19 protein-coding genes and 1 other RNA gene are annotated in these 25,827 nt (G+C 56.1%); 12 read left to right on the top strand and 8 right to left on the bottom strand.

The window, feature by feature from the left end; all coding sequences use genetic code 11:
* Positions 1–465: 465 nt before the first annotated feature.
* On the top strand, positions 466–2,469 hold the full coding sequence (uvrB, locus tag H6G53_RS15845; protein WP_190355652.1) for an excinuclease ABC subunit UvrB: 2,004 nt from the start codon (positions 466–468) through the stop codon (positions 2,467–2,469).
* 9 nt (positions 2,470–2,478) lie between these two features.
* Here uvrB and H6G53_RS15850 read toward each other — a convergent pair whose 3' ends face one another.
* The 3 genes from H6G53_RS15850 to H6G53_RS15860 are packed head-to-tail and all read right to left on the bottom strand — an operon-like array spanning position 2,479 to position 4,580.
* Entirely contained in the window at positions 2,479–3,684 is a 1,206-nt protein-coding gene (locus H6G53_RS15850) for a 5-(carboxyamino)imidazole ribonucleotide synthase (RefSeq protein ID WP_190534641.1), read from the bottom strand.
* Positions 3,685–3,744: 60 nt separating this feature from the next.
* A complete protein-coding gene (locus H6G53_RS15855; protein ID WP_190534643.1) occupies positions 3,745–4,389 on the bottom strand; it encodes a pentapeptide repeat-containing protein in 645 nt (214 codons plus the stop codon).
* A gap of 41 nt (positions 4,390–4,430) precedes the next feature.
* A complete protein-coding gene (locus H6G53_RS15860; RefSeq protein WP_158234398.1) occupies positions 4,431–4,580 on the bottom strand; it encodes a hypothetical protein in 150 nt (49 codons plus the stop codon).
* Between the two features lie 3 nt (positions 4,581–4,583).
* Between H6G53_RS15860 and H6G53_RS15865 the strand changes: the two genes are divergently transcribed.
* Positions 4,584–4,949, top strand: a complete 366-nt coding sequence (locus tag H6G53_RS15865; protein ID WP_099532886.1) for a phage holin family protein — start codon at positions 4,584–4,586, stop codon at positions 4,947–4,949.
* Positions 4,950–5,402: 453 nt separating this feature from the next.
* The gene (locus tag H6G53_RS15870; protein ID WP_190534646.1) at positions 5,403–7,025 is read left to right on the top strand and encodes a diguanylate cyclase; all 1,623 of its coding nucleotides are present in this window, start codon (positions 5,403–5,405) and stop codon (positions 7,023–7,025) included.
* On the opposite strand, the gene H6G53_RS15875 is transcribed toward H6G53_RS15870, so the two are convergent.
* Positions 7,008–7,790: a hypothetical protein gene (locus H6G53_RS15875; protein WP_190534648.1), complete on the bottom strand. Its 783-nt coding sequence runs from the start codon at positions 7,788–7,790 to the stop codon at positions 7,008–7,010. The two genes, H6G53_RS15870 and H6G53_RS15875, sit on opposite strands and share 18 nt — an antisense overlap.
* 407 nt (positions 7,791–8,197) lie before the next feature.
* Positions 8,198–9,316 (bottom strand): polysaccharide pyruvyl transferase CsaB, encoded by a 1,119-nt coding sequence (csaB, locus tag H6G53_RS15880; RefSeq protein WP_190534650.1) that lies wholly within the window; start codon positions 9,314–9,316, stop codon positions 8,198–8,200.
* Between the two features lie 672 nt (positions 9,317–9,988).
* Between csaB and H6G53_RS15885 the strand changes: the two genes are divergently transcribed.
* The 9 genes from H6G53_RS15885 to H6G53_RS15925 all read left to right on the top strand — a co-directional run bounded on the left by H6G53_RS15885 (position 9,989) and on the right by H6G53_RS15925 (position 22,955).
* Positions 9,989–10,888, top strand: coding sequence for an XDD3 family exosortase-dependent surface protein (locus tag H6G53_RS15885; RefSeq protein ID WP_190534652.1), 900 nt, complete (start codon positions 9,989–9,991; stop codon positions 10,886–10,888).
* 443 nt (positions 10,889–11,331) lie between these two features.
* Positions 11,332–12,240 (top strand): XDD3 family exosortase-dependent surface protein, encoded by a 909-nt coding sequence (locus H6G53_RS15890; RefSeq protein ID WP_190534655.1) that lies wholly within the window; start codon positions 11,332–11,334, stop codon positions 12,238–12,240.
* 371 nt (positions 12,241–12,611) lie between these two features.
* Positions 12,612–14,186 carry an anthranilate synthase component I gene (locus H6G53_RS15895; protein ID WP_190534656.1) on the top strand — a complete coding sequence of 525 codons (1,575 nt, stop codon included), beginning with the start codon at positions 12,612–12,614 and terminating at the stop codon, positions 14,184–14,186.
* A 687-nt stretch (positions 14,187–14,873) separates the two neighbouring features.
* Positions 14,874–15,338, top strand: coding sequence for a ribosome maturation factor RimP (gene rimP, locus H6G53_RS15900; RefSeq protein ID WP_099532892.1), 465 nt, complete (start codon positions 14,874–14,876; stop codon positions 15,336–15,338).
* A 116-nt stretch (positions 15,339–15,454) separates the two neighbouring features.
* The gene (gene nusA, locus H6G53_RS15905; RefSeq protein WP_190355662.1) at positions 15,455–16,996 is read left to right on the top strand and encodes a transcription termination factor NusA; all 1,542 of its coding nucleotides are present in this window, start codon (positions 15,455–15,457) and stop codon (positions 16,994–16,996) included.
* 4 nt (positions 16,997–17,000) lie between these two features.
* Positions 17,001–17,294, top strand: coding sequence for a YlxR family protein (locus H6G53_RS15910; RefSeq protein ID WP_190534658.1), 294 nt, complete (start codon positions 17,001–17,003; stop codon positions 17,292–17,294).
* Between the two features lie 109 nt (positions 17,295–17,403).
* Complete coding sequence (infB, locus tag H6G53_RS15915) at positions 17,404–20,562, top strand: translation initiation factor IF-2 (RefSeq protein ID WP_190534660.1); 3,159 nt, start codon at positions 17,404–17,406, stop codon at positions 20,560–20,562.
* Positions 20,563–20,870: 308 nt separating this feature from the next.
* A complete protein-coding gene (locus H6G53_RS15920; RefSeq protein ID WP_190534663.1) occupies positions 20,871–21,698 on the top strand; it encodes a glutathione S-transferase family protein in 828 nt (275 codons plus the stop codon).
* A gap of 195 nt (positions 21,699–21,893) precedes the next feature.
* Positions 21,894–22,955, top strand: coding sequence for a low-complexity tail membrane protein (locus H6G53_RS15925; protein WP_190534666.1), 1,062 nt, complete (start codon positions 21,894–21,896; stop codon positions 22,953–22,955).
* 137 nt (positions 22,956–23,092) lie between these two features.
* Here the strand turns inward: H6G53_RS15925 and ssrA are convergent.
* The 3 genes from ssrA to H6G53_RS15940 all read right to left on the bottom strand — a co-directional run bounded on the left by ssrA (position 23,093) and on the right by H6G53_RS15940 (position 25,670).
* Positions 23,093–23,491, bottom strand: a transfer-messenger RNA (tmRNA) gene (gene ssrA, locus H6G53_RS15930).
* A 277-nt stretch (positions 23,492–23,768) separates the two neighbouring features.
* Positions 23,769–24,155 (bottom strand): DUF423 domain-containing protein, encoded by a 387-nt coding sequence (locus H6G53_RS15935; protein ID WP_190534668.1) that lies wholly within the window; start codon positions 24,153–24,155, stop codon positions 23,769–23,771.
* A 192-nt stretch (positions 24,156–24,347) separates the two neighbouring features.
* Complete coding sequence (locus H6G53_RS15940) at positions 24,348–25,670, bottom strand: FAD-dependent oxidoreductase (RefSeq protein ID WP_190534671.1); 1,323 nt, start codon at positions 25,668–25,670, stop codon at positions 24,348–24,350.
* Positions 25,671–25,827: the final 157 nt, after the last annotated feature.

Here is a 25,827-nt window from a genome sequence, read left to right on the forward strand (position 1 = left end):
ACGTACCTCAGATGCCGATACTAGTGCCGTTGGAAGGGGCTGATAGGAGCCGAAGCCCAGTTTGATAACCAGTTTTATAAATTGAACTGTCAAACCCAGGTCATCCTATCAAATGCGCGTGGATCGCGGTGGCTTCGATCGACAGGGGCGATCGAGCAAGGGAGACAGGGCTGGCGAACGGACGGCGCGAACTGGCCCAATGCGGAAATGCCGCGCTGCCAATTCGAGCGCGTTCGGGCGGGTAGATTGCGTTGTCTCTACAGTTATATTTTAGCGGAGCTATAAAAAGATTATTAAAAAAATCATTGCTCTTATAAGTAGCTTTAAAGCAAAGCACCACCCTCTCCCTGCAAAACCATGGCCATTCATGGGATTCAGCAGCTACCGTACGATTCAGCATCCTCTCAAATCTCCCCACCGACTCCAGACACTAGCGCCGGATCCCCTGTTGGCGAAGGACAAACCATGACCACCTTTGAACTGCAAGCACCGTTTGAACCCACGGGTGACCAACCGAAGGCGATCGCCCGTTTGGTGGAAGCCGCGCGATCGGGTCAGCGATACCAAACCCTGTTGGGAGCCACCGGCACCGGCAAAACCTTCACCATCGCCAGCACCATTGCCCAGCTCGATCGCCCGGCCCTGGTTTTGGCCCACAACAAAACCCTCGCAGCCCAGTTGTGTAACGAATTGCGGGAATTTTTCCCAAATAATGCCGTTGAATATTTCATTTCCTACTACGACTATTACCAACCGGAAGCCTATATTCCCGTCACCGATACTTACATTCAAAAAACGGCTTCCATTAACGAAGAAATTGATATGTTGCGGCACTCGGCCACTCGATCGCTCTTTGAACGACGGGACGTGATTGTGGTTGCCTCCATTAGCTGCATTTACGGGTTGGGAATCCCCACGGAATATTTAAATGCGGCGATTCCCTTTCGGGTGGGTCATGAATTAAATTTGCGGCAAACATTGCGAGATCTGGCCTCTGTGCAGTACGAGCGCAATGATGTGGAAATTGGCCGAGGAAAATTCCGCGTCAAGGGCGATGTGCTGGAAATTGGCCCCGCCTATGAAGATCGAATTATTCGGATTGAGTTCTTTGGCGATGAAGTGGAAGCGATTCGCTATGTGGATCCCTTGACCGGGGAAATTTTGCAGAGCCTAGAGGCGGTGAATCTTTACCCCGCTCGCCACTTTGTGACCCCGGAAGATCGCCTGGAGGAGGCAATTCAAGCCATCGCTCGGGAATTGGCTGCACAGAAAATCGCCTTAGAAGCGGAAGGAAAACTCCTGGAAGCCCAACGCATTGACCAACGCACTCGATACGATTTGGAAATGCTGGCCCAGGTGGGCTACTGCAACGGCGTAGAAAACTATTCGCGTCATTTGGCCGGACGACAAGCGGGCGAACCTCCGGAATGTCTAATTGATTATTTTCCGGAAGATTGGTTGCTGATTGTTGATGAGTCCCATGTGACTGTTCCCCAATTAAGGGGGATGTATAACGGTGACCAAGCTCGCAAAAAGGTGCTGATTGATCATGGATTCCGCTTGCCCAGTGCGGCCGACAATCGCCCGCTCAAGGCCGAAGAATTTTGGAACAAGGTGAATCAATGCATCTTTGTTTCGGCCACGCCGGGAGATTGGGAGTTGGAAATTTCCCAAGGGCAAATTGTGGAGCAAGTCATTCGGCCCACGGGCGTGATTGATCCGGAGATTTTTGTGCGTCCCACGGAAGGGCAGGTGGATGATTTGTTGGCGGAAATTGTCCAGCGGGTCGATCGCCAAGAACGCACCCTGATCACCACCTTAACAAAGCGGATGGCGGAGGATTTGGCGGATTATTTCCAAGAGCGCAAGGTGCGGGTGCAATATCTCCATTCGGAAATTCAGTCGATCGAACGCATTGAAATTTTGCAAGCTTTGCGAGCGGGCAAGTTTGATGTGTTGATCGGGGTGAATTTGTTGCGGGAAGGGTTGGACTTGCCGGAAGTTTCCCTAGTGGCCATTTTGGATGCGGACAAGGAAGGGTTTTTGCGGGCCGAGCGATCGCTGATTCAAACCATTGGCCGGGCGGCGCGTCATGTGCGAGGTCAAGCGATTCTTTATGCCGATCGGCTGACCGACAGCATGGACAAGGCGATTTCCGAAACGGAGCGGCGACGCAAAATCCAAATTGCCTACAACCAAAAACACGGCATTACGCCCCAACCGATCATCAAGAAATCCGGTAATTCAATTCTGGAATTCTTGGATTTGTCTCGGCGGCTCAGTGCCAAAGATTTGGAGCAAGCCTACGAACATGCGGCGGACTTATCCTTGGATGATGTGCCGATGTTGATTGAGAAGTTGGAGGCCCAAATGAAGGAGGCGGCCAAAAATTTGGAGTTTGAAGAGGCCGCCAAATATCGCGATCGAATCAAGCATTTGCGCGATCGACTGTTGGGACAACGGCATTAAGCGGGCTGCTTAATGGTCTGATCCATACCAAATTGATTCCAGGCGATCGATCGCCCGTTGCAGTTCCGCCAAGCTATCCGCCAACACGGTCACATGGCCAAGCTTGCGGCCCGGGGTGGCGCTGGTTTTGCCATACCAATGCACTCGGCTGCGGGGAACCGCGGCCAAGCGATCGCGCTGCTCCTGATAGTCACTGGTGGCCACCTCAAAGCCCAACAAATTCACCATCGCCGCACAGGCACAGTGCAAATCCACCGGACCAAGGGGCAACCCCGCCACGGCCCGCAAATGCTGCTCGAATTGGGAGGTATGGCAGGCATCGATCGAGAAGTGGCCGGAATTGTGCGTGCGGGGAGCCACTTCATTCACCGACACCTGACCCTCGGCGGTCACAAACAGCTCAATCCCAAAAATCCCGATCGCCCCAATTTGCGACAACAGGCGATGGGCGATTTCCTGGCAGTGGGTGGCCACGGTTGGCGGAATGGGGGCCGGCGCAATTACCCGCCGACAAACCTGGTTCACCTGCTGGGTTTCCACGATCGGGTAAATGGCCACCTCACCCGTCGCCGATCGGGCCGCCACCGCCGCCAATTCTCGCTCAAAGGGCACAAAGGCTTCCAAAATCAGCGGCTGCCATTGCCACTGATCCCCAACCGCCAGCAATGTCGCCCGATCAGCCACCACCCTTGTACCTTGGCCGTCATAGCCATGGCGACGGGTTTTCAGCACGGCCGGAAAGGTTAGGGGCTGACCGTTTTCCCACCGATCGATCTGCATCGCCTGCGCCCGATCGGTAATGGCCGCAAAGGCCGGAACCGGCAAGCCAATTTGCTGCAAAAAACAGCGCTGATCATACTTATCCAGCAGGGGTTCCAAGCTTTTGAGGCTGGGGCGAAAACAGGCTCCCGATCGGGCCAATTCCCCCAACGCCGCCAAATCCACAAACTCATTTTCAAAGGTGACCAAATCCACCCGATCGAGCAATTGGCGCGTCACGGCAGCATCCCCAACCGCCCCTTGCACCACCGCCGCCGATCCCACCCGCGCCACCGCCGGGTCATCCAATTTCGGAGTTTGCACCACCAACGACAAGCCCAATTTCGGGGCTGCTTCCGCCATCATCCAAGCCAATTGGCCACCGCCAATCACACCAATTGTCCGCACCGGCCGCTGGATGGGTTCCGCCGCCGCTGCAACCTCTACGAGGGTCATTTTTCTTACTCCCAAAGGAACATATCTCAATCAGCGCTTCAGCAATCCGTTGATGAACCTTCAAGGACAGCCGAGCGATTCTTTGGTGTCGATGCCCGTGCGAGGATTCGTCCCCCGGGCGATCGCGCAGAGCTGTTTGACCTGTGCCCCATCCAGAATGGCCAGCTCAAAATCAGCCCCTTGAATGTTCACATCCTGAAAACTGGATCCCAACAAAATAGCCTCAACCAAAATGGCATCGCTCAGATCGGTGCCAATGAACTTCACGGAATCCATGAATGCATTGGTTAAATCGGCTCCATGCAAATTCGTGTCTTTGAGGAAGGATCCACTAAAAGATGCACCGGGCATTTCCGTATTTTCAAAGGTCACATCCGTTAGGTTGGCGTTGGAAAATTCCGCCGATTGCAACCGTTGATTGGAAAAATCTTGCCCAGACAATTCCGCATTGCTGTAGGACACTGGCGGCGCATATTCCTTGAATTGGGCCCAGGCCGCTGACGGGGCGATCGCTAAACCTATCACCCACGTCCCAATCAACAACAACACCGCCCACAGGCCCAGACCCCGCTCGCCCAATTGCCTCCGACCGTCCGGTTGGATCGTCGCTGGGGAACCTGAGGCAGTGCCGATTTTGGCACGCAGCCCAACGGGAACCAACCGGGCGATCGACTGGCCGATCGAAAATTTCTTCTGAACAATCATGGCTTCCAGGCCCTGCCTATGGCGGGATTCTCCCTATCAGATTAGCGGTCTTTGCGACCAATCCCAACGCTCGCCAACTCCAGCCAAGCCACTAGGATGGAAGCACAAACGGCCGGCCCCGATCGCCCCGCCAGTGCTGCCATGGCCTCGCTCAGGGTCGCCCCGGAGACCGCAGAGGAGTTAGAACTCACATCATGCAACGCTTCATCATCACTTGGATCATTTCGGCCCTGGCCCTGGCCCTGACGGCGCAACTCGTCCCCGGCATTCATTTGGCAGGCTGGACCACCGCCGCGATCGCCGCTCTGATTTTTGGGCTAATCAACGCCACCGTGCGCCCCATTTTGTTCTTGTTCACCTTGCCGCTGAACATTCTGTCCTTGGGCCTCTTTTCCTTGGTGATTAATGCCTTTTGCCTAATGCTGGTGGCCTATTTCAGCCCCACTGGTTTTGCGATCGAGGGCTTCATTCCCGCCCTGATTGGTTCGATCGTCCTCGCGATCGCCTCCAGCGGCTTGCACAGCCTCTTTGGCATCTTGGGTCTGGAACCTGAATCCTAAAGCGGACATCAATTAGGTTGGGTCCTTCAGATTGCGCTTTCCAGACATACCCTGAAGGCCCAACAGCCAAAGAGCCGGTTATCTTAGAACTTCAGCGGATCGATTTTTGTCGATTCCTGATCAATCCCACCATTAATCCCGATGGATCAAGCCGTTGGGTGACTCATCGGGATTAATTGCTACTTTGAAGATCCGCCGGGCGATCACCCTTTCTCGGTTCATAGGCGCATCGCTTCAGCCCAGCATTTTTGGCATCTTCTCGGGAAATTCTCGGCGTTTACTCGAGATTTTCTTGGAGCTGGCTCAGGGTTTTCTCGGGGTTTTTTCGGCGTTTCATTCGTTTCTCGAGATTTTGCTTGAACTCAGGGGGCGGCTTGGCCCTGCTGAGTTTTCCCCGTATCTTGCGGCAATTTTCCGATCCTGCCTTCCTCAACCCACCGTTGTAATGAGCCAATGTCGTTTTGTTCTGGGCTATCGGCGGCAATTTGGATTGTTGATGAACATCCGGAGCCACTCCGGGAACTGTGCCAAACCCTGACCCACCGAGGATATCAGGTGCGGTTTCAGACTGGGCACTTGGCATTGTCCAGCGTCTTACACAACGGTTCGCAACATCCCCAGTTCCAACCCTTGGATCTGTTGGTGATTGGGCCCGGCCTTTGGCCCAACCTAACCACGGGAATTTGGGGCCCCGCGCTCCAACGATTGGGAAATCTGGGCTGTCCTTGGGTGGCGATCGGGCAAGTCAGCCAACCAGAGCAGCGAATTGCGCTCTTTCGGCTGGGCGGTGCGGACTATTTGGAATGTCCCCTCCACTTGCATGAGGCGATCGTTCGGCTAGAGCGGCAATTAATCCTTCAGCGGCAACGGGCAGAACTGCAAACGCAAATCCAACAGCTTCAGCGGGATATGCGAGACTACCATCGCGTTGAGATGGAGATGCAGCTTTTGCTGGCCCTGACCCAGGCCATTACGGAAGCCACGGAGATTGAAGGGGCGTTTCATGCGGTCTTGGACTGTGTTTATCACACGATCGGGTGGGACTATGGCGAAATTTGGATGCCCGACCCCAACCGCAACCACCTGGCGATGACGCGATCGCACTACGCCATCTCAGACCTAGCCCTCAGTGAATTTGATGACGCGAGCCAATCTTTCGTCTTTGAGCGCGATTGCGGCGTGGTGGGTCGTGTGTGGCAAACGGGCCGCCCCCTCTGGATTGAGGATGCCACCAAAATTCAAGATGCCTTTTTTGTGCGACAAGAACTCGTGCTGCGGGCGGGGCTGCGCACCAACTTGAGCGTGCCGATCATTGCCAATGGGCAAATTTTGGCGGTGCTCTGTTTGTTTCACCGCGTGGCCATGCCCTGCGATGGTCGCCTAATTAAGCTCATGGGAGCCGTGGCGGCCCAAATGGGGGTTTTGCTTCAGCGCAAAAAAGCGGAATTGGAATTACGACGGGCCAACCTGCAACTGGAAGTGTTGGCCAAACTGGATGGGCTGACGCAAATCCCCAACCGCCGCTGCTTTGATCACTACCTGTTGCGCGAGTGGCAACGCCTAGCCCAAAATCGCTGCCTGATTGGCGTAGGGCTGTGCGACGTGGATCACTTCAAGCAATATAACGATGCCTATGGCCACCAAGCGGGGGATGAATGTTTGGTGCAGGTGGCCCGAGCCTTGAGCCACGCGGTCTCCGAATCAGCCAACCTGGTGGCCCGCTATGGGGGCGAGGAGTTTGCGATCGTTTTTTCGGACACCAACTTGGAGCAGGTCAAGGCGATCGCCCACACAATCCAGCAGGCGATCGCCCAGTTAGCGCTGGCCCATGCCCAATCCTCCGTCAGCGAGCACATCACCCTGAGCATGGGTTTTGCGATCGCCTCGCCCCATTTGCCCGACAGCTCCCCAGATGAGCTATTGCGCTGGGCCGATCAAGCTCTCTATCAAGCAAAATATGCCGGTCGCAATCAGTTTCGGGTTGCGGCCCTGTCCCGGGCCGTCTGCGAAGGTTGCGAGGAAGTAGGCAGCGAAATCGATCCAGGCATCGGCCAACAATCAATAATTTATAGTTAGTTGAAATTGAGGTGAAGGTGCATAGGCAGGATTGGGATGATCAATATTACTGACATGGATATCCCTCCACCCTAGTCCAGCAAACGACAGGAGCCGAAAAAAGTTATCCTTCGTCATCCAATCTCCCTTGATATCATTACCAAACGGGCCGGCAGAATGGAACGGAAAGGAATATATTTCTGAGCCATGATCGGTTTCAATAGGGTGATCTTTATACTTAGTAGATACTGTAACGCCATCTACGAGTTTGAAGGCTTTGTACCCTCCCAAAGCCACGAATGTGCAAAAAACATCAATGCTATGAGATTCAGCAGAGATGTAAGGAGGATAGATTCTGTGCAAAAAAAGCTCTCTCAAGATGATGTTATCGTAATGTTCAATATCAATCTTGATATAGTAAGGGGTTCCGTAACACTCAAGGATATCAATAACATTCTTCGCTGGCAAATAGACTTCCTCAAAGTGATCAATGATGGAGGGAGCTGGTTGAGGAAATTGACTTAAAACATGATTAGACTTGTGAATATAGAAAGGGAGAGGCTTTGTAGAATGACCAACATTTAAAATACAGTTTTCTACAACGAGTCTTTCTTCAGAAATTTCTTTTTGAAAACGATCTTTAATTTGATCGCAGAGTAGAGGATTCGCTTCAATAGCCACCACAAGATCAGCTTTTAGGAGATAGTAAGGTAGGTCATCTCCGTTGTTTGATCCAAAGTCGTAGAGCACTTTTTTCATGAAGCCAACATCCTGAAAATCAGCCACGATTATTCAACAAATGCCATAGATCCACAAGATCCCTATGCCATCCGTTGCATAAATATATTAGAAATGGGCAAAGCTGAACTGGCTCAGAAATGAAGCCACTGGGCAGCACCGCACCCATCAATTAGACCACGATCACTCCAGAAGTTGATCGCGCCCACAGGCAACCGCTTGAAGTCAGTAGCAAAAAGCCGAAGCGTAGTAGCATAGCTGCCTTAATTCACTGGGTTAAATGACATGGCTGTTACTGTCACCTGATCGTTAAGCAGCAAGGGGCTTAAGCCCCTTGTTACCACGACTGGCTCCGCAACTTTGACCCAATATTTTAAGGATGTCGCGCTAGTAGTCCCACAGAAGAATCAGACCTTGGCCATAACCATTGCTTTAGCCTTAGGCCGAACACCCAACTAATCGCGCAGCACACGGGCCAACATTAGCCCGTGCAGTTGGGCCCGATCGCACAATTGCGCCACCTGGGCCGGGGCGATCGGGTTGGGTTGTTCATAGGCCGTTAGCCAAGCAGCGGCGATCGCTTCGGGATTCGTCGGCAAGGATGCAAGGGGCGCTGGCGGTGTTGCGCCAACTTGCTTGTTCACTTCAACGCCATCGATCGATTCGTCGCAGAGAGTCCACCCCGGCGCACCCACCGACTCCAGCAACACCCGCACCTTGGGGTCATAGCTGAGACCCCAACAGCGCGACCCCTCCGCCGCCGCCATGATCAGGGCATGGAGCCGCATCCCGATCGTCAGGTTCATTTGCCGAAATAGGCCCTTCAGTTGTCGGGGATCGCTGTAGCTAACAATGCGCGATCGATTGGGCCCGAGATGTTGGGCCAGGCGTTGGGCAATTGCGCCATCGGCGATCGGCTGGAAGGGCACAAACACAATCAGAGCACCGGTTTGGCTTTGGAAGCGATCAAGCGCCACGGCTAATTTTTCCAGGCGATCGGGCGTGAGGCTGGGGTGCGATCGCAAGGCCACCGCCACCTTGGGGCCCGGCGCAACCTCCGGAACCGGCATGCTGGCCAAGGCCCAAACAGGATCCGGGGCCAACTCAAACCCCTTGACTTGCCAGGTTTTGAGCAACTGGGCCGACTCCCGATCGCGCACCGTCACCCCATCGCAAGCCCGAAAGGTCGATCGCGCAATGCCCTTCACCCACCCGCGCCGCAACGGGCCAATTCCCTGGGCCCAAGCCACCCGCCGCAGTCCCCACTGACGCGCCGCCCCCATCAACCCTGCGTAGTAGAGCGGACTAGCCCAACTGGTGGCATCTTGCATCAGGCTGCCCCCGCCCCAAACCAAGGCCTGACTCGATCGCAACGCCCCCCACAGGGCCGATCGATCCATCCGATCCACCGCCATCACCCCATAGCGATCATGGGTTTCCACCGGGTTCCCCGACAGCACCAGCGGCTCCACCCCGATCGGCAGCAATTGCAACAGCGTCGCCAACAAGGCCTCATCGCCCCCATTCCCTTGACCGTAATAGCCACACAACACAACTCGCTGCACAGACCCCATCCCTTCGATCGCATCGAGCTTAAAATACCGAGATTTCAGTCCCCAGCGTCAAGACAAAACCACGGTTTTTCTATCTCCAGGCTCCACATCCGGCAAAAGCTATTTAAATTTAATGAAATCTAGTCGATTTTCCCTCTCGTCAACTTGCCAGAATAATGCAATAAGAATTCCGAGTCATTTCAAGAATAATTTCCCTTAAAAGCTTAAAATTACTCTAGGAAGATCTTTGCAATTTAGAGCAGTGATCTTAGCCAGAGCAATGATTTGAATCATTGATTGATTTTCATAATTCATCACAATAGTTTTATCCACTCCATATCAGCAATTTATTTCAATAAGCCCCTTTAAAGTCTATCCATCACCATTAAGCGAATTACTCTAGGATCATCCCAACCCTCGCTTTTCCAGAAGAGGTTACATTTTTTACACTGCTTCTTCAAATCTTTAACTATTTAGTGTAACACTGCCAAATTCCTTGCTTTTCAAGGGTTTGTAAGTTTTTACCTCAGCTTCATCAAGGACAGCCGCAATTCATTTAATCTTCAACGTCAAAGCAAGAGATTACCTCTTTAATAAAACTAGATTGATGAAAAAGTTACCCAGCCAGTAACCAGGGTGCAACCCCAATAAATCGACACCGTTTCATCAACTGCTTCTTAGGAGTGAGACCCCATGAAACCCCAACAACTTTTAGCCAGCCTCGCAACCGCCACCCTCTGCACCCTGGGTGTTGGTTTGCAAGCAGCCAACGCAGGCACGGTTTACAACGGCTGGAATTACGGCATTGATTCCTTCAAAGACGGCGTGAGCGGCTCTTTGGGTGGAATGTTTGAAATGTATGGTTTCGGAATTAAGCAAGACGGCGAAACCATCTACGTTGGTATCGATGCCCGATTGCCCATTACCGGCCAGCTTGATAACGGCGCACTCAACAAGTCCATCACCTGGGGCGACATGTTCTTTAACTTCAGTGGCAACCCGCTGCTGAATGCCCAAGGAAATCTGTTCGGCGTTCGCTTTGCCAGCACCAACGATTCAGTCGTGAAGCCCTTGGGCCTCTACAGCCAAGTGAGCGGCAAGAACGTTGCCAGCCAAAACCGTGGGTTTGCATCCTATGCGGATCAGTCGAAATACGTGACCGGTGCCAAGGGCATTGCTGGCATGGGCGAACTGACCGACGCAGAAGCCAAGGTTTATTTCAAAGATGCATCGCTGAACGTGATCAGCAAAGGACAGCAGGTAGTGGAATCGGTGTTTGAATCCCTCGACAGCGCCACCCTGTCGGCCTTGGGCTTCAACCTAAATGGCGCGTTGAACGGTGCTAAGCCCCCAGAAAGCAATGCCAATGGCGCAAAACGGCAAACCTTTGGCTTCAAGTTCACCCGGGGCGAAGGGATGGTGGGTGACTTTGTGGCCCACGTCTTCGCAGAATGCTTGAACGATGGGATGGCTGTGCGGGGCAACTTGGCTCCGAAGCCAGAACCCACGCCGGAACCTGTTTCCCTGTTAGGTCTGGCGGCTGTGGGCGCTGCGGTGGCCACTCGTCGCTACCGTGCGGCCAAAGTTGGTTAATTTAACTGACTGGTCGAAAGGGCCAATCTAATAGGCTGATATTGGCAACCTTGGCTTAGTTTGAGCCTGAGCCATGCCCGACAAAATCCAGCAATCCATCAACTCGGGGCGATCGAGCGGCAGTTTCCCAAGAGCCAGCTCATCGCCCCAGTTGTTTTGATCTCAGGACTTTGCATTCTTGAAAAATCATTAAAATTCCGATCCCATGGGAGATTGGAAAAATATCAGATAACTAAATTAATTTTTCATCGAAGCTTCATTAAGTAAAAGTCGAATTCACAGAATCTTTAAAATTCTTTCCGGAAGTTATGACTTTAATAAGCTTAACGAACACATCCGATGTTAAACATCCGGCAAGCGAAAAGCGGCCTCAACACTCAGTTGAGCAGGATGATTAGCCGTACTTCATTCCACTACAACGTCTTTTGGGAGCGTTAGAGACCATGAAAATTCAGCAGATTTTTGCCGGCGTTGCCACTGCAACCCTCTGCACCTTCGGAGTGGGACTACAAGCAGCCCATGCCGGCACGGTCTATAACGGCTGGAATTATGGGATTGACTCCTTCAAAGATGGCGTGAGCAACGGCAACGTCGGCGGCCTGTTTGAAATGTATGGTCTGGGGATCAAGCAAGATGGCGAGACCATCTATGTGGGAATTGATGCCCGCCTGCCGCTGACGGGTATGGCAACCGGGGGAGTCACCAACGGTTCGATCGCCTGGGGAGACCTGTTCTTTAACTTCACCGGCAGCCCGCTGCTGAATGCTCAAGGCAGCCTGTTCGGTGTGCGCTTTGCCAGCAACAATGATGCATCGGTGAAGCCCTTGGGTCTGTACAGTGGCGTTTCGGGCAAAAACGTTGGTACGAGCAACCAAGGGTTCAGTTCCTACGCCGAGCAGTCGAAGCATGTGAGCGATCGCGGTGGTTTGCCCGGTGCGGGTGAGCTGACCGATGCGGAAGCCAAGACCTACTTCAAAGATGCTTCTTTGGGTGTGATTACCCAAGGGCAACAGGTGGTGGGGTCAGTATTTGAGGCTCTTGATGGCGCGGCTTTGTCGGCTTTGGGCTTCAACCTGAATGGCGCGCTGGGTGGTGCAACGCCGCCCCAAAGCGATGCGGGTGGCGCAACTCGCCAGACATTCGGCTTTAAGTTCACCCGGGGCGAAGGGATGGTGGGTGACTTTGTGGCCCACGTTTTCGCAGAATGCCTGAATGACGGGATGGCTGTGCGCGGCAACTTGGCTCCGAAGAAGGAAGCATCCACGCCGGAACCGATTTCCCTGTTGGGCTTGGCGGCTGTGGGCGCTGCGGTGGCCAGCCGTCGGCAACGGGCTACGGTGAAAGTTGGCTAAAGGTTGTCTGTTGACTAAAGAACGGTTCAACGGTTCATCGGTTTGTTGATGGCGAATCCATAGCCAATCCATCGCTAAATCTTGCCTGCTGATTTGCCTGCTGACGGGGCTGAGTCGCGCGTTGGAGCTTTAGATTCAGGAGCTTTGGATTAGTTGATTCGGTGAGCTTAACCAACTCAGAACGGAGGGTTTCCCTGGAGGAATCCTCCGTTTTTGATTGGGCCAAGAGGGTTCGATCGGGGCGGATTCTGGGGCGATCGAGGCAGAGAGTCGCAGAAACTGGAGAATGGCGAGCCAAAAAATTGCCGAAAAGTATCGGTAAAGTCTTTCAAAATAGAGCGATTCCACAAAAATCGACAGGTATCAACTGGATGAACTCGGCGGCTTCAGTGATCGCAACGGTGAATTCTGGCTTGGCGAAATTAACGGCCCGGCCGTTGGCTCCCTGGCACTGGCGATCGCTCCCGCTGGCCGATCGCTCGGGGGCGGCGGTGTTTGCGGCCCTGTTTGCGGAAGAGCTGGCTCAGGGGGAAATTGCCGTTTTGTTGGAAAGTCCCCCTGCGCCGGAGCAGTGGTGTGCGGCGGCCCAGGAGTTGGCTCGCTATTCGATTTGTGCGGGTCGTCCCCGATCGGGACGGGTTTGGACTCCGGCAGTGGGGGACATTTTGCCCATGTTGGGAGATCGACTGGCGGAAGGCGGGGCGGCGGAGCGGTTGAATGCTGCTCAGGATGAACCGGGGCCAGCATTGCCGTTTCGAGGAGGTTGGCTGGGGTGGCTGGGCTATGACCTGGCTTGGGAGGTGGAGCAGTTACCCCAATTGCGATCGGATGAGTTGCCGTTTCCCGTGGCCTTTTGGTATGAGCCAGATTGCTTTGCGGTGTTGGATCACGGGGGCGATCGGCTGTGGCTGGCGGCAACGGTGGCGGCGGATCTCGATCGGCTCGTGGCCCAGCTAGACAAAGCTACCGCAGCGCCCCCGCTGGCGGAATCGTCGGGGGCGATCGAACCAACCAGCACCCTCATTCCTCAATTCACCAGCGACCAAGCCGCCTATACCGCCGCCGTTCGCCAAGCCCAAGAGCACATCCGCGCGGGGGATATTTTCCAGGCTAATTTGTCCCTGCGGTTTTCGGTTCCTTGCCCCGCCAGCGGTTGGACGCTTTATCAGGCCCTGCGCCAAATTAATCCCTCTCCCTTCGCCAGCTATTGGCAAACCCCTTGGGGCGAGGTGGTGAGCTGTTCGCCGGAACGGTTGGTGCAATTGCGCGATCGCCAGGCCAGCACTCGCCCGATCGCGGGAACCCGCCCCCGAGGGATTGATCGCCCCGCCGATTTGGCCAACGAGGTGGAATTGCTGAATCACCCCAAGGAACGGGCTGAACATGCCATGTTGGTAGACTTGGAGCGCAATGATCTGGGGCGGGTTTGCGATTGGGGCAGTGTGCAGGTGGATGAGTTCTTGACCGTGGAGCGCTACAGCCACGTGATGCACTTGGTGAGCAACGTGGTGGGACAACTTGCGCTCGATCGCACGGCGATCGACCTGATTCGGGCCACCTTCCCCGGCGGCACGATCACCGGTTGCCCGAAGGTGCGCTGCATGGAGATCATTGAAGCCCTGGAGCCGGTGCGCCGCAGTCTGTTCTATGGCTCCTGTGGTTACCTGGACGCAGGCGGTAATTTGGATTTGAATATTCTGATTCGGACGCTGTTGATTCCCCGCACGGCGCGATCGGGGGATTCGCAATTGGGCGATCGGCTGGTTTGGGGCCAGGTGGGCGCGGGGATTGTGGCCGACTCCGACCCCGATCGGGAGTGGTGGGAATCGCTCTCGAAGGCCCATGCCCAATTGGCAGCGCTGCGACGGGTGTTGGGGTTGGATGGGGCTGGCCGGGCCGAGCCGTTCCCGTTCCCTGATCCCAATCAGCCCAATTACTCAAATTAATGCAGGCTAAATCATGCAGGCTCACTGGGTTTAGTTCCAAATCCCGTTCAGCCAATCCCGTTCAGCCAATCCCGTTGGGCGAATTTAGCAGGCCCCAACAGGGCGGAGTTTTAGACCCAAATTCTTCCGTGATAGACTGAGGCAAGCGCTGCCTAGCTATTCCCCAAGTCCCCGGCTTTGAGCCTTGGCTTTCCGCTTCGGGCTTTGGGCAACAGTGCGGCAACCGCAAACGCTTGGGCCCCAGTCCCCACCACAGCAGCATCTCAACCTCCATTGCGTTCGGTTGCGGCTGCTGTGCGGGTGTCTAGACCCATCGCCTCCAGCCTTTGCCCACCAGCCTTTCCCGGCCAGCGGCAAGGAAAGGTCAATTGGCGCGTTGCAAGTCGGTACAGTGAACCGGCTTTTTTTATGGCCCAATGGGGATCAGCTCCCTCCGTGGGTCGTGATCAGCACTGCTTTGCACTTTGATTGCTTTTCGCTCTGTCTGACCACGCCCCATGCCCTCACTCAAGGGCAATTTCTCCAACGGTGATCTTGCCGGATTCATCTCAGAGCGTCGTTACTTAGGCACGATTCTTAGGCACGATTCTGGGGACAGATCCGCAAGCGCGATCGGCCCTGTTTCCCTTCGGGCCGGATCACTGATCACGCGGTTGGGGGCCATTGCCCGCTCTATCGTTTGGTTTCATGGCTCATCCCGCAATTCCCCGCATTTTGGAACTTGCCACCCCGATCGCCACCGATTTGGGACTGGAGATCGTGGGGGCAACCTTCCACACCAATGAAAGCCCCCCTGTTTTGCGCCTCGAACTCCGCAACCCGATCGCCGATACCAGTCTGGATGACTGCGAACGGTTGAGCCGGGCCTTGGAGCCGGTGCTCGATGAGGCGGATGCCATCCCCGGAGCCTACGTGCTGGAAGTGTCTAGCCCTGGCCTGTCGGAGTTTTTGGAGACCGATCGGGAGTTCACCTCCTTCAAGGGGTTTGAAGTCACCGTCACCACCCGCGAGCCACACAAGGGCAAATCCCTTTGGCAGGGCAGCTTGCTCGATCGCGACGCGGAAACCCTGCGCATCAACCAAAAAGGCCGAGTGATCAGCATTCCGCGCGATTTGGTGGAACGGGTGCGCCTAGCCGACGGAGCCGAGTAGCTCAGCGGCCGGCTATCCTGCGCGATCGCCCCATTGCCCATCCCCACACCCGCGATCGCGCCGAATGCTTCACCACTCCCCATTCACCTTTACGAATCTTTAGGAACCCCACACCCATGTCCATGGTTCGCCTAACCGGCCTGCAAGAAATGATCGACGGCATCAGCCGCGAACGCAACTTGCCGAAAACCGCCGTTGAAGCCGCCCTGCGTGAGGCCCTGCTCAAGGGCTATGAGCGTTATCGCCGCACCCAAAGCTTGGATGTGCGCAATATCTTTGACGAAACTTACTTCGACAACTTCGACGTGGAATTGGACACGGAAGAAGAAGGCTTCCGGGTTTTGGCCACCAAGAGCATTGTGGAAGAAGTGGCCGACCCAGACCACGAAATTGCCCTCAGCGATGTGCAAGAAGTGGCCGCCGAAGCCCAACTGGGCGACACGGTAATTTTGGATGTCACCCCCGATCGGGACGACTTTGGGCGCATGGCCGCCATCCAAACCAAGCAAGTGCTGGCCCAAAAGCTGCGCGACCAGCAGCGCAAGCTGATCCAAGAGGAATTCCAAGAGCTAGAAAGCACGGTGCTCCAAGGGCGCATCCTGCGGTTCGAGCGCCAATCGGTCATTGTGGCCGTCACCAGCGGCTACAGCCAACCGGAAGTGGAAGCGGAACTGCCCAAACGGGAACAGTTACCCAACGACACTTACCGCGCCAACGGAACCATCAAGGTCTACCTCAAGAAAGTTTGCGAAGGATCCCAGCGGGGGCCGCAACTCTTGGTTTCCCGGGCCGATGCGGGGTTGGTGGTTTACCTGTTCGCCAACGAAGTGCCGGAAATTGAAGATGACATTGTGCGAATTGTGGCCGTGGCTCGGGAAGCCAACCCGCCCTCGCGCCATGTGGGCCCGCGCACCAAGATTGCCGTTGACACGGTGGAGCGCGATGTGGATCCTGTGGGGGCTTGCATCGGGGCCCGGGGGTCGCGAATTCAAGTGGTTGTGAACGAACTGCGGGGCGAAAAAATCGATGTGATTCGCTGGTCTCCGGATCCGGCCACCTACATCGCCAACGCCCTCAGCCCGGCCCGGGTGGTGGAAGTGCGTCTGATGAATCCCGAGGAGCGCCAAGCCCATGTGCTGGTGGGTGATGATCAGCTCAGTTTGGCGATCGGGAAAGAGGGGCAAAATGTGCGCCTGGCTGCTCGACTCACGGGCTGGAAAATCGATATTCGCGATGTGGCTAAGTACGATCGCGACGAAGAAGATGCCAAGATGGCCAGCTATCTGGCGGAACGGGAGGCAGCCCTTGCCCTGGCAGCGGCCGAAGCGGCCGATGACTTTGCAGACGAGGAACCGGAAACCGACGATTTTGCCGACGAGGACGCTGAGTTCAGCCCTGGGGAGATTGACCCATCGGCAGCCGCAGACGATGAAACAGATGATGAGTTTGATGGCGATGATCTTGGCGATGATCTTGAGGACGACCAAGAGCAGGCTCCCCTGGACTCGGCGGCGGATGCTGACGACGATGATCAAGAGGAAGATGATCAAGACAGCGATGATTCAGACCCTGATGATCTAGCCGAGAACGACTCCGCAGACGAGGACTTCGACGGCGACGATCCGGATAGCGAGGCGCTGGATCAGGAGGCCAATTGATCCCTTGCCGCCCAACTATCGCCGTTGTTTGATTTGTCGTCGGGTGGCCCATCGATCGGAGTTTTGGCGCATCGTGCGGGTGGCCCACTCCGGTTCGGTGCAACTCGACCAAGGCATGGGGCGATCGGCCTATCTTTGCCCCTGTGCAGACTGCCTACGAGCAGCCCAGCGCAAGGATCGAATCGGGCGATCGCTCAAGGCCCCCGTCCCCGACCCTCTCTATGACCTGCTTTGGCAACGGCTGACCGCCCGGGTTCCCAACCCGGACTCTCTGGGAAATCCAACCCCACCAGAGTGAACCGCCCCCATCGCACGTCATAATAGGAAGGGACTAGACGGCTCGATCGAAATGTTTCAAATGACGGTGGGCTATGATGTCGTGACGCAATAGGATTCGAGGAAACTGGATGAGCACAGGCCGCGTGAGAATTTACGATTTAGCGAGAGAACTACATCTGGAAAATCGCGAGATCTTGGTGATCTGCGAGCAACTAAACATTCCCTTCAAAAGCCACAGCAGCACCATCACCGAATCTGAAGCCGCTCAAATCCGCGCAGCCGCTCGTCAACAGTTTGCGAATCGTCCTGCGCCCTCCAGTCCTGGCCAATCCTCTGCACCCTCGGTGAATCCAGCCTCCTCCAACCCTCCTGATTTGTCCCCCTCCGATACGCCCACAGAAGGGCGCGATTCAGCACCGGCTATGCAAAAAAAGCAGCAAATTCTCGAGATTCGCAAACCAAAGCTACGCCCCAACACCGAAGGAGCAGCCCCCGAAGCCACGCCCCCCGTCAGCCGTCCTGCACCCCCGAAACTCGTTTCGCCCAAGCGGGCCGAACCCGCTCGCCCCGAAGCGGCTAAGTCTGAGACGGCTAAGTCTGAGGCAGCTAAGTCTGAGGCGGTCAAGCCCGAAATCGTTGCTCCTGTGAATGTCCCCGCCCAGCCGTCCGATTCGCCCGCAGCGCCCCCCGCGGCCTCGGTTGACCTGGCCCCGGCTGAACCCAGCGCCCCCCGCCGCCCCGCCGCCTCGGGCGATCGCCCCGCCGCCTCGGCAACACCGGAACCCATTGCCGAAAAGAAAGCCGAACTGAAAACCCCGCCCCGTCCCGGCACAGCGCCGCGCCCGGTCAAAAAGCCCGAGCTGGTGGGGCCGCCATCGCGGCCGGCCAAGCCCGCCGAAAGCAAGCCTGCTGAACCCCGCGCGGGTGCGCCCAGTCGCCCATCCCGCCCCACCCGGCCCGGCGAGGCCAAAGGCCCCGCAGCCGGTGGCCCTGGCAAAGGGGCCCCGCCAACCATCGTGGAGTTGCGCCGGCCGAAACCCGTGCGCCCCACCGAAGCCACAGCCGACGGTAGCGCTGACGGCACGGCCGCAGCCCCCGCGGCCAAACTGCTGGAAAAACCCACACGTCCGGCCAGCAGCGGCGAAGATTATGAAAACAAGCTAAATCGACCGACCCTGAATCGCCCCACCAAGAAGGGCAAAGATTGGGAAGCGGAAGAGGAAGAGCGGGCCAGAATTGCCAAGGACAAGGCTGGCAAGAACAAGCGCCGTAACCAGGTGGAATTCGAAGACGAAGACGACTTCGAGGAAGATGATGAACTGATGATGGAAGGGGTGGACGGTCAGCCGGCTCCCTTCCAGGTCAGCCTATCGATCGCCCGGCCGCCGAAGCCCAAGGGTGTTACCCCGCCGAAGCCAGCTCCGCAGCCCAAACCGGTTACCAAGAAAGGGGCCTCGCGCCCGCCTCAACGGGAACGTCGGGAACAACAGGTCAAGAAGGAACGACCGGAGCTGATCACCCTCACGGAGGGTCTGACGGTGGCCGAGTTGGCCGAAAAGCTGGCCGTTCCAGAAACGGAAGTGGTGAAGCGCCTGTTCTTGAAAGGGATGGCCGTCAGCATTACCCAAACCCTCGATGTTCCGACAGCCACCATGGTGGCCGAGGAGTTGGGGGTGATGGTGGAAACCGCCGAGAAGGAATCGGAAGCCCGCAAGGTGACCGAAATGCTCGATGTGGCCGACCTGGAGAGCCTCCAGCGCCGCCCGCCGGTTGTCACGATCATGGGTCACGTAGACCACGGGAAAACCACCCTGCTCGACTCGATCCGCAAAACCAAGGTGGCCCAAGGGGAAGCCGGTGGCATTACCCAGCACATTGGGGCTTACCACGTGCAGGTGGATCAAGAGGGCGGCAGCAAGAAGGTGGTCTTCTTGGATACACCGGGTCACGAAGCCTTCACGGCCATGCGTGCTCGGGGGGCACGGGTCACGGACATTGCCATTTTGGTGGTGGCGGCCGATGACGGGGTGCAGCCCCAAACGATCGAGGCTCTCAGCCATGCCCGCGCGGCGGAAGTGCCGATCGTGGTGGCCATTAACAAGATTGACAAGGAAGGCGCAAATCCCGATCGGGTGAAACAGGAACTGGCCGAGCGCGGCCTTGTGCCGGAAGAGTGGGGCGGGGACACGATTATGGTTCCCGTGAGTGCCCTCAAGGGTCTCTATTTGGATGACCTGCTGGAGAACCTGCTGTTGGTGGCAGAAGTGGAAGACTTGATGGCTAATCCCGATCGCCTGGCGCGCGGGACGGTCATTGAAGCCCACCTTGATCGGGCCCGTGGTCCGGTGGCCACCCTGCTGGTGCAAAACGGAACCCTGCGAGTTGGCGACATCCTCCTCGCCGGCCCGGCTCTGGGCAAGGTGCGGGCGATGATTGACGATCGTGGTCATCGCGTTGATGCCGCCACTCCTTCCTTCGCTGTTGAGGTGTTGGGTCTGAGCGAAGTTCCGGCCGCTGGGGAAGAATTTGAAGTCTTCGCCAACGAAAAAGATGCCCGGGCGATCGCCTCTCAGCGCAGCGACCAACAGCGCCAAAGCCGTCTGCAACAGGCCATGGCTTCCCGTCGCGTCAGCCTCACCAGCATTTCTGGTCAGGCACAAGAGGGCGAGCTGAAGGAACTGAACCTCGTGCTCAAGGCCGATGTGCAAGGCTCCCTGGAAGCCATTCTGGGATCTTTGCAACAACTGCCCCAAAACGAAGTGCAAGTGCGCGTGTTGTTGGCTGCACCGGGCGAAATCTCCGAAACGGATATTGACTTGGCTGCCGCCAGTAGCGCCGTGGTTGTGGGCTTCAACACCACCCTCGCGCCTGGTGCTCGTCGCTCCGCCGATGAAGCGGGCATTGATGTCCGCGAATACAGCGTGATCTACAAACTGCTGGACGACATCCAAGCCGCCATGGAAGGGATGCTCGATCCGGAAGAGGTGGAAGAACCGCTGGGTCAAGCGGAAGTTCGGGGTGTGTTCCCGGTGGGTCGCGGCACGGTGGCCGGTTGCTATGTGCAGTCGGGCAAGCTGATTCGCGATTGTCTGCTGCGGGTGCGCCGAGGCAAGGAACTGGTGTTCCAAGGCCGCATGGATTCGCTGAAGCGGTTCAAGGAAGACACCAAGGAAGTGAACAGCGGCTACGAGTGCGGTGTGAACTCCTCGGGCTTCAACGACTGGCAAATGGGCGACATCATCGAGGCTTACCGCCTGGTGGCCAAGCGTCGCACCCTGTCCCTCTAGGACATTTTCGGAAGGTTAATCAGCGAATCAGCCCACTGCTTCGCTGAGGGCGATCGAGTTCATAGTCCGATCGATTCCGGTTCGATCGCCCCATCACCCTTGATCTGGGTTTTCATCAGCCCCGACTAGTCACTAACCACGTGCTAATCGGGGCTGATTCTTTTGTCTGGCATCACAGCCCGATCGCATCGGGTCTGTTAAAACTGACGGAATAGTCCAGCGGGGAAACCGAAACCCAAGGTGGCTCTGGATCGTCATTGAGCCATTCTGAGCCTGCTGATTATTTTTGCTGTTTTTGATTGCTTTGAATGATTACGCTCTACACTGCTCCGTCCCGTTGGGGGCTGGCTAGCGTCAGTCCGGCTTGCATGGAATTGGAAACTTGGTTGCGCATTGCCGAGTTACCCTACCAAACAGCCTTAGCCACCGCTCAGGATCTGGCTCAGGCCCCCTATGGCAAAATTCCTTTTATTGAAGAAGCAGGGCAAAAATGGGGCGACACCGCGTTAATTATTGAGCGCTTTCGCCAAACCCAAGGTGTTGATTTGGAAGCTGGTTTGAGCCAGGCTGATCGCGCGATCGCCCTGGCTTTCCGTCGCCTGATTAAGGAACATCTCTACTGGGGTGGAATTGCGATTCGCTACCGCGATGAAGAAAACTGGCAAGACTATCAAAACTTAGTCTTGACTCTGGTTCCCAGTCACTGGAGCAAGGCCCAGAGCGTGGCCTTTGCGGAGAAATTTCGCCAAAGCATTCTGCAACAGATGACGCAACAGGGCCTGGGCCGACTGAGTGACGCTGATTTATATCAACTCATTACGGCGGATTTGCAGGCCCTTTCGGATTTTCTGGCCGATAAGCCCTTTTTTATGGGCGATCGCCCAACCACGCTGGATGCCACAGCCTACGGTCACATCGGGAATTTCATTGAGCCACCCTATTCCAGCCCGATCGTGGACTTTGCCCGCCAAAAAACCAACCTCTGCGACCACTACCAGCGCATGTCAGCACGCTTTTTTGCCGACAGGGAGACCGAGCAGAAAGCGTCTATGCTGGTTACAAAGCTTGCCCAGCCGTTGGATAGCGCCTTCGCTGAAGAAGCAGGGCCGATCGGGTTGTCCATGAATGAACTTTGATCAATGAATTTTGATCAAACCAGCCGTCATTCAACTGGCCGTAGTCCAATCAGTTTGGTCTGGACTAGCCTTGATGAAACCGGTCTTGATTAAAACAGCCTTGATTCAACTGGCTTTCATTCAACCGGCTTTCATTCAACCGGCTGAGCAACTAACACACAGAACGAACCAAACAGAGAGGGAAGGAGGTCGATCGTGCAGGGGCCAAAACGCGATCCGTATCTTTGGGTGCATTTGGCGGGGTTGGCAGCGCTGCCCCTCTGTGCGGAGTTGTGTTTACTGGGGCTGGCGGCGGGGGATCCTCTGCTGCCGGGTGGCTGGGACTGGCTGTTGGTGGGGCTGTTGGGAACTGCTCCAATCGTGGCCATGCAGTGGTTACGCCCGTTTTATCCCTTTTCGGTTTTGCTGGTGAGCCTGCGGGCCGATCGCCTCAACGAAACGCAGCAACGAATTTTGCAACGCTGGGCCGGCTGGGAAACCAAGGCGATCGCGCTGGTTGCGTCCCTTTTGGTGCTTTGGGCTTTGCAACGGCTGGATCAACTCTCCCCCTTGGCGGCGGAAATTGCCCCCCTGGATCAACGGGCGATCGGGCTGTTGGTGGTGTGGTTGGGAGCGCTTTTGGGCAGCCTGCTGCTCACCGTTGCCCTCGTGTCTTTGTGGGTGTTGCTCACTCCGCAGACCGCCTTCAGCGCGATCGAGCCTTTTCCCGTTGGCAACGTTCCCGGCAGCTTCCTGCGCCTCAGTGTCCGGCTCACCAAAGTCTTACCGGATTTGGAAAATGCCCCAGTGGCCGCGCCCGCCAAGGTTCCTGAACCAGAGTCAGCAACGCCCCCAGCCCCTCCAGAAACCACCAATGCGCCCCAGGAAGAGGCCGCCGCGATCGCCCCGGAGAATCTCCCGAGTCCTGGTGATCCCGAGCCACTGGATGCCACTGAGCCAGCGAGCACGACTGAGCCACTGGATCCCCCTGAATTAGTGACGGATTCGGCGGCTGTTGAGGAGAGCGAGTCTCCTGAGGAGAGCGAGTCTACGGAATCTGGGCCGATCGCAAGCACTCCTAATGAGCCTGAGTCGATCGAGTCTACGGAACCTGAGCCGATCGAGTCTACGGAACCAGACTCCACCGAACCGGAACCCACCGAAGCGACCAGCAATCCCGAAACAGCAAACCAAGCCGCCGATGATGATGATTGGGGCGATATGGTCAGCGATAGTGACAACCACAGCGATGGCGGTAATGATGGCGATGGCCACTAGGTTCAGAGCATCGGCTTAAACAGTTTGGTTGAACAAAAAGTTGAACAAAAGCAAAACCCGACCTAGCGCAATGCCAAGTCGGGTTTTGAGCGAGTTAATGCGTTTTTCTGATTAGCAATCAGTGATTAACCGTAACGGAGTGGAGCTGGAGGGAGTCGAACCCATCGTCCGCACCAAGTAGTTATACCTTGTTCATTCACAGGCTTAGTCTCGTTGACCCTTGAGACAGGGACCGCTACTTAATCCCTAGCGGTAGGATGCCTCGATTAAAGTCTTTGCTAGCAGGCCAACCGAAGAAGACCGGACAGCGCATCCGTTGGGGTTAAACTCGGTGACCTTAACGGAGTCGGACAGCGAGTGCTCAACCGTCTAGTTAGAGGTGTTACAAAACTTAGGCAACAGCCACAGTCTTGCGAGCGAAAGGAACGATGTTGTTCGCATCTACTTTTTTGAGCCATTGATTTACGAGAGTTAGCCCGCTCTCGGCCTGCATCACTCAGTACCTGTTCCCAGCACGTCGAAACCGTGACAGCCCCGTGGTGTTAGCAGTGTTTTCCAGCGCTTTTAGGGTTGCGATCGCCCCAAGCTAGGTTTGGCAACGGCCATTCCAGGAGGGCAACAGCAGACTAAGTTGAGCTTTCAGGAATCAAGGCATTAATTAGTGCATCCCCAATTAATTTGTTCCTCGGTGCTCTTAAGCTGGCTGCTATGGGAGTAGATAACCATCGTTGAATGCTCCTGTATTCTATCGCGATTGGCGGGCGATCGGGCAAGGGCAATTGGGCGATCGGGGCGAAATTTCCCTACTGGTGGCTACGGTTTTACACCCTGGAAAGCTGCCAGCCCAAGCGCGAGCCAACTGACAATGAGACCCACACCCCCGATCGGGGTAATGACACCCAAAATTTTGGGCGCGCCGAAACTGAGGGCATAAAGGCTGCCACTGAACAGCACCATCCCCAACAGGGCAGACACCCCGGAGATCGGGAGGCTCGGGGCCACGGGTTTGGGCATCGCGCCCATCGCCACCGCAACCATCCCCAACAGCAGCGCATGGATGAGTTGATAGCGGGCAGCCGTTTCAAAAATCGCCAAGGCGCGATCGCTCAGTTTTTCCGCTAATACATGGCTGCCGAAGGCCCCAGCCGCCACCGCCATTGCTCCTAAAAATCCAGCCCCGCCTAAAAACCAACGTTCCATTTGATTCACACCAGATTTATTGATACCAGAATTATTAAAACCAGATTTTCTTGACACCGAATTTTAATGAATTCGGCCTTCCCTTAATTCCGAAAGCCATACTCAAGCACAAAGAAATCGGGATGAAAGCCAGCCAGAGGCTCTCGCAATTTAACCAATTCAGATTCAGGGCCGTGAATTGCTAGGCAGAACCTAGGCAGAAGCGTGATGAATTGCCATGATCTGATCCGCAGCCCGTTGACCCGATCGATAGGCTCCGTGAACCGTGGCCGCGTGATTGCGAGAGGTGGCTTCCCCGGCAAAAAACAGGCGATCGGCCACGGGTTTGGTCAGTTGACCGCGATCGCTCAAGGTCGCCCCCACTCGCAGGAAGGAATAGGAACCGCCCGCAAAGGGATCGCGCCCCCAGCGAGTCACCCAAACCGCCGTTGGGTCAGGAATTTTGGGGCCAAACATCCGTCGCAGAGCCTTGAGGGCACTGGCGGCCTGTTGCCCGTCGCTGAGAGCTTCCAGCTCGTGGCCCTGTTGCGCCGCATTAAACCCCAGCAAAATGGGGCGATCACTGACCCGCTGGAAATTCACCCACTCATTCCACAGACCCGGCGGATCGGAAACAAACCCGATCCAATCCGGCTCTGAGGGCCAAAAGGAGCGAGGGAATTCTAAATAGATTTTGTTCAGAATACCCATTCCCAGTCGATTGATGGCGCTTTGGTGGGTCTCGGGCAGGGCCGGGGCAAAGGTCACTTGACCCGACTGCAACACCCCGATCGGCAAGGTCACCACGGCCGCGATCCCAACCCATTCGCCGCGATTGGTGGTGATTTTGACTCCCTGTTGATCATGCTCAATTCGGCGCACCACCTGGTTGAGCTGCAATGTCAAACCACTGGATAAGCGACGGGCGATCGAGTCGTAGCCGGTGGGGAACAGCACATCTGCCCCCTCAAAACCGTCGCCCGCATCCCACTCATTGGCCGATAGCTCCGCCATCGATCCGGCATATTCATGCTCGATCGACCCCTTCAGTAATGTCCAAACCGCCCGTTCATCGTCGGCCGTGAGGTTAGCCCGCTGAACCAAGGCTTGCAAGTCCGCTAGCAGTGGGCGATCGGTGGAACGCTTTTCCCGCAACCGGTTCTGTTGAGCCAACACCTGCTCTAACACCTGCTCTAGGCGATCGTGCCGGGCATCATCAACTAACCGACCATCCCAGTCATAAAGCCACTGATTTTCGGCATCCGTGGCCACGGTGGGAATTTGCCACTGCTGAGCCAAGGCGGTGATCGGGTTGCCCTGGATGCCATGGATCCAACTGGCTCCCAAATCCAGCGCCACCCCCTTCAGGGCCGAGGGTCGCAAAGACCACAAACGCCCCCCGACCCGATCGCGCCCCTCCAGCACTACCGGATCCCATCCGCGCGATCGCAACTGACGGGCGGCGGCCAACCCGGCAATTCCCGCCCCAATAATCAAGACCCGGCGGGACGAGTCCGCCTGCGTTAACCCCGTCATTGGTGAGGATTGTGTTGATGGGGACTGTGTTGATGGGACTTGTTTGGATGACGATTGTTGAGCATTCAGCCCCCATCCCTGACCACAACTCACCAGACCAGCACCGGCCACACCACCCAGCATTAACCGCAAGAATCGATCGCGCTTCATGGCCAAC

It is taken from the genome of Limnothrix sp. FACHB-406, from assembly GCF_014698235.1.
Taxonomy (GTDB): domain Bacteria; phylum Cyanobacteriota; class Cyanobacteriia; order CACIAM-69d; family CACIAM-69d; genus CACIAM-69d.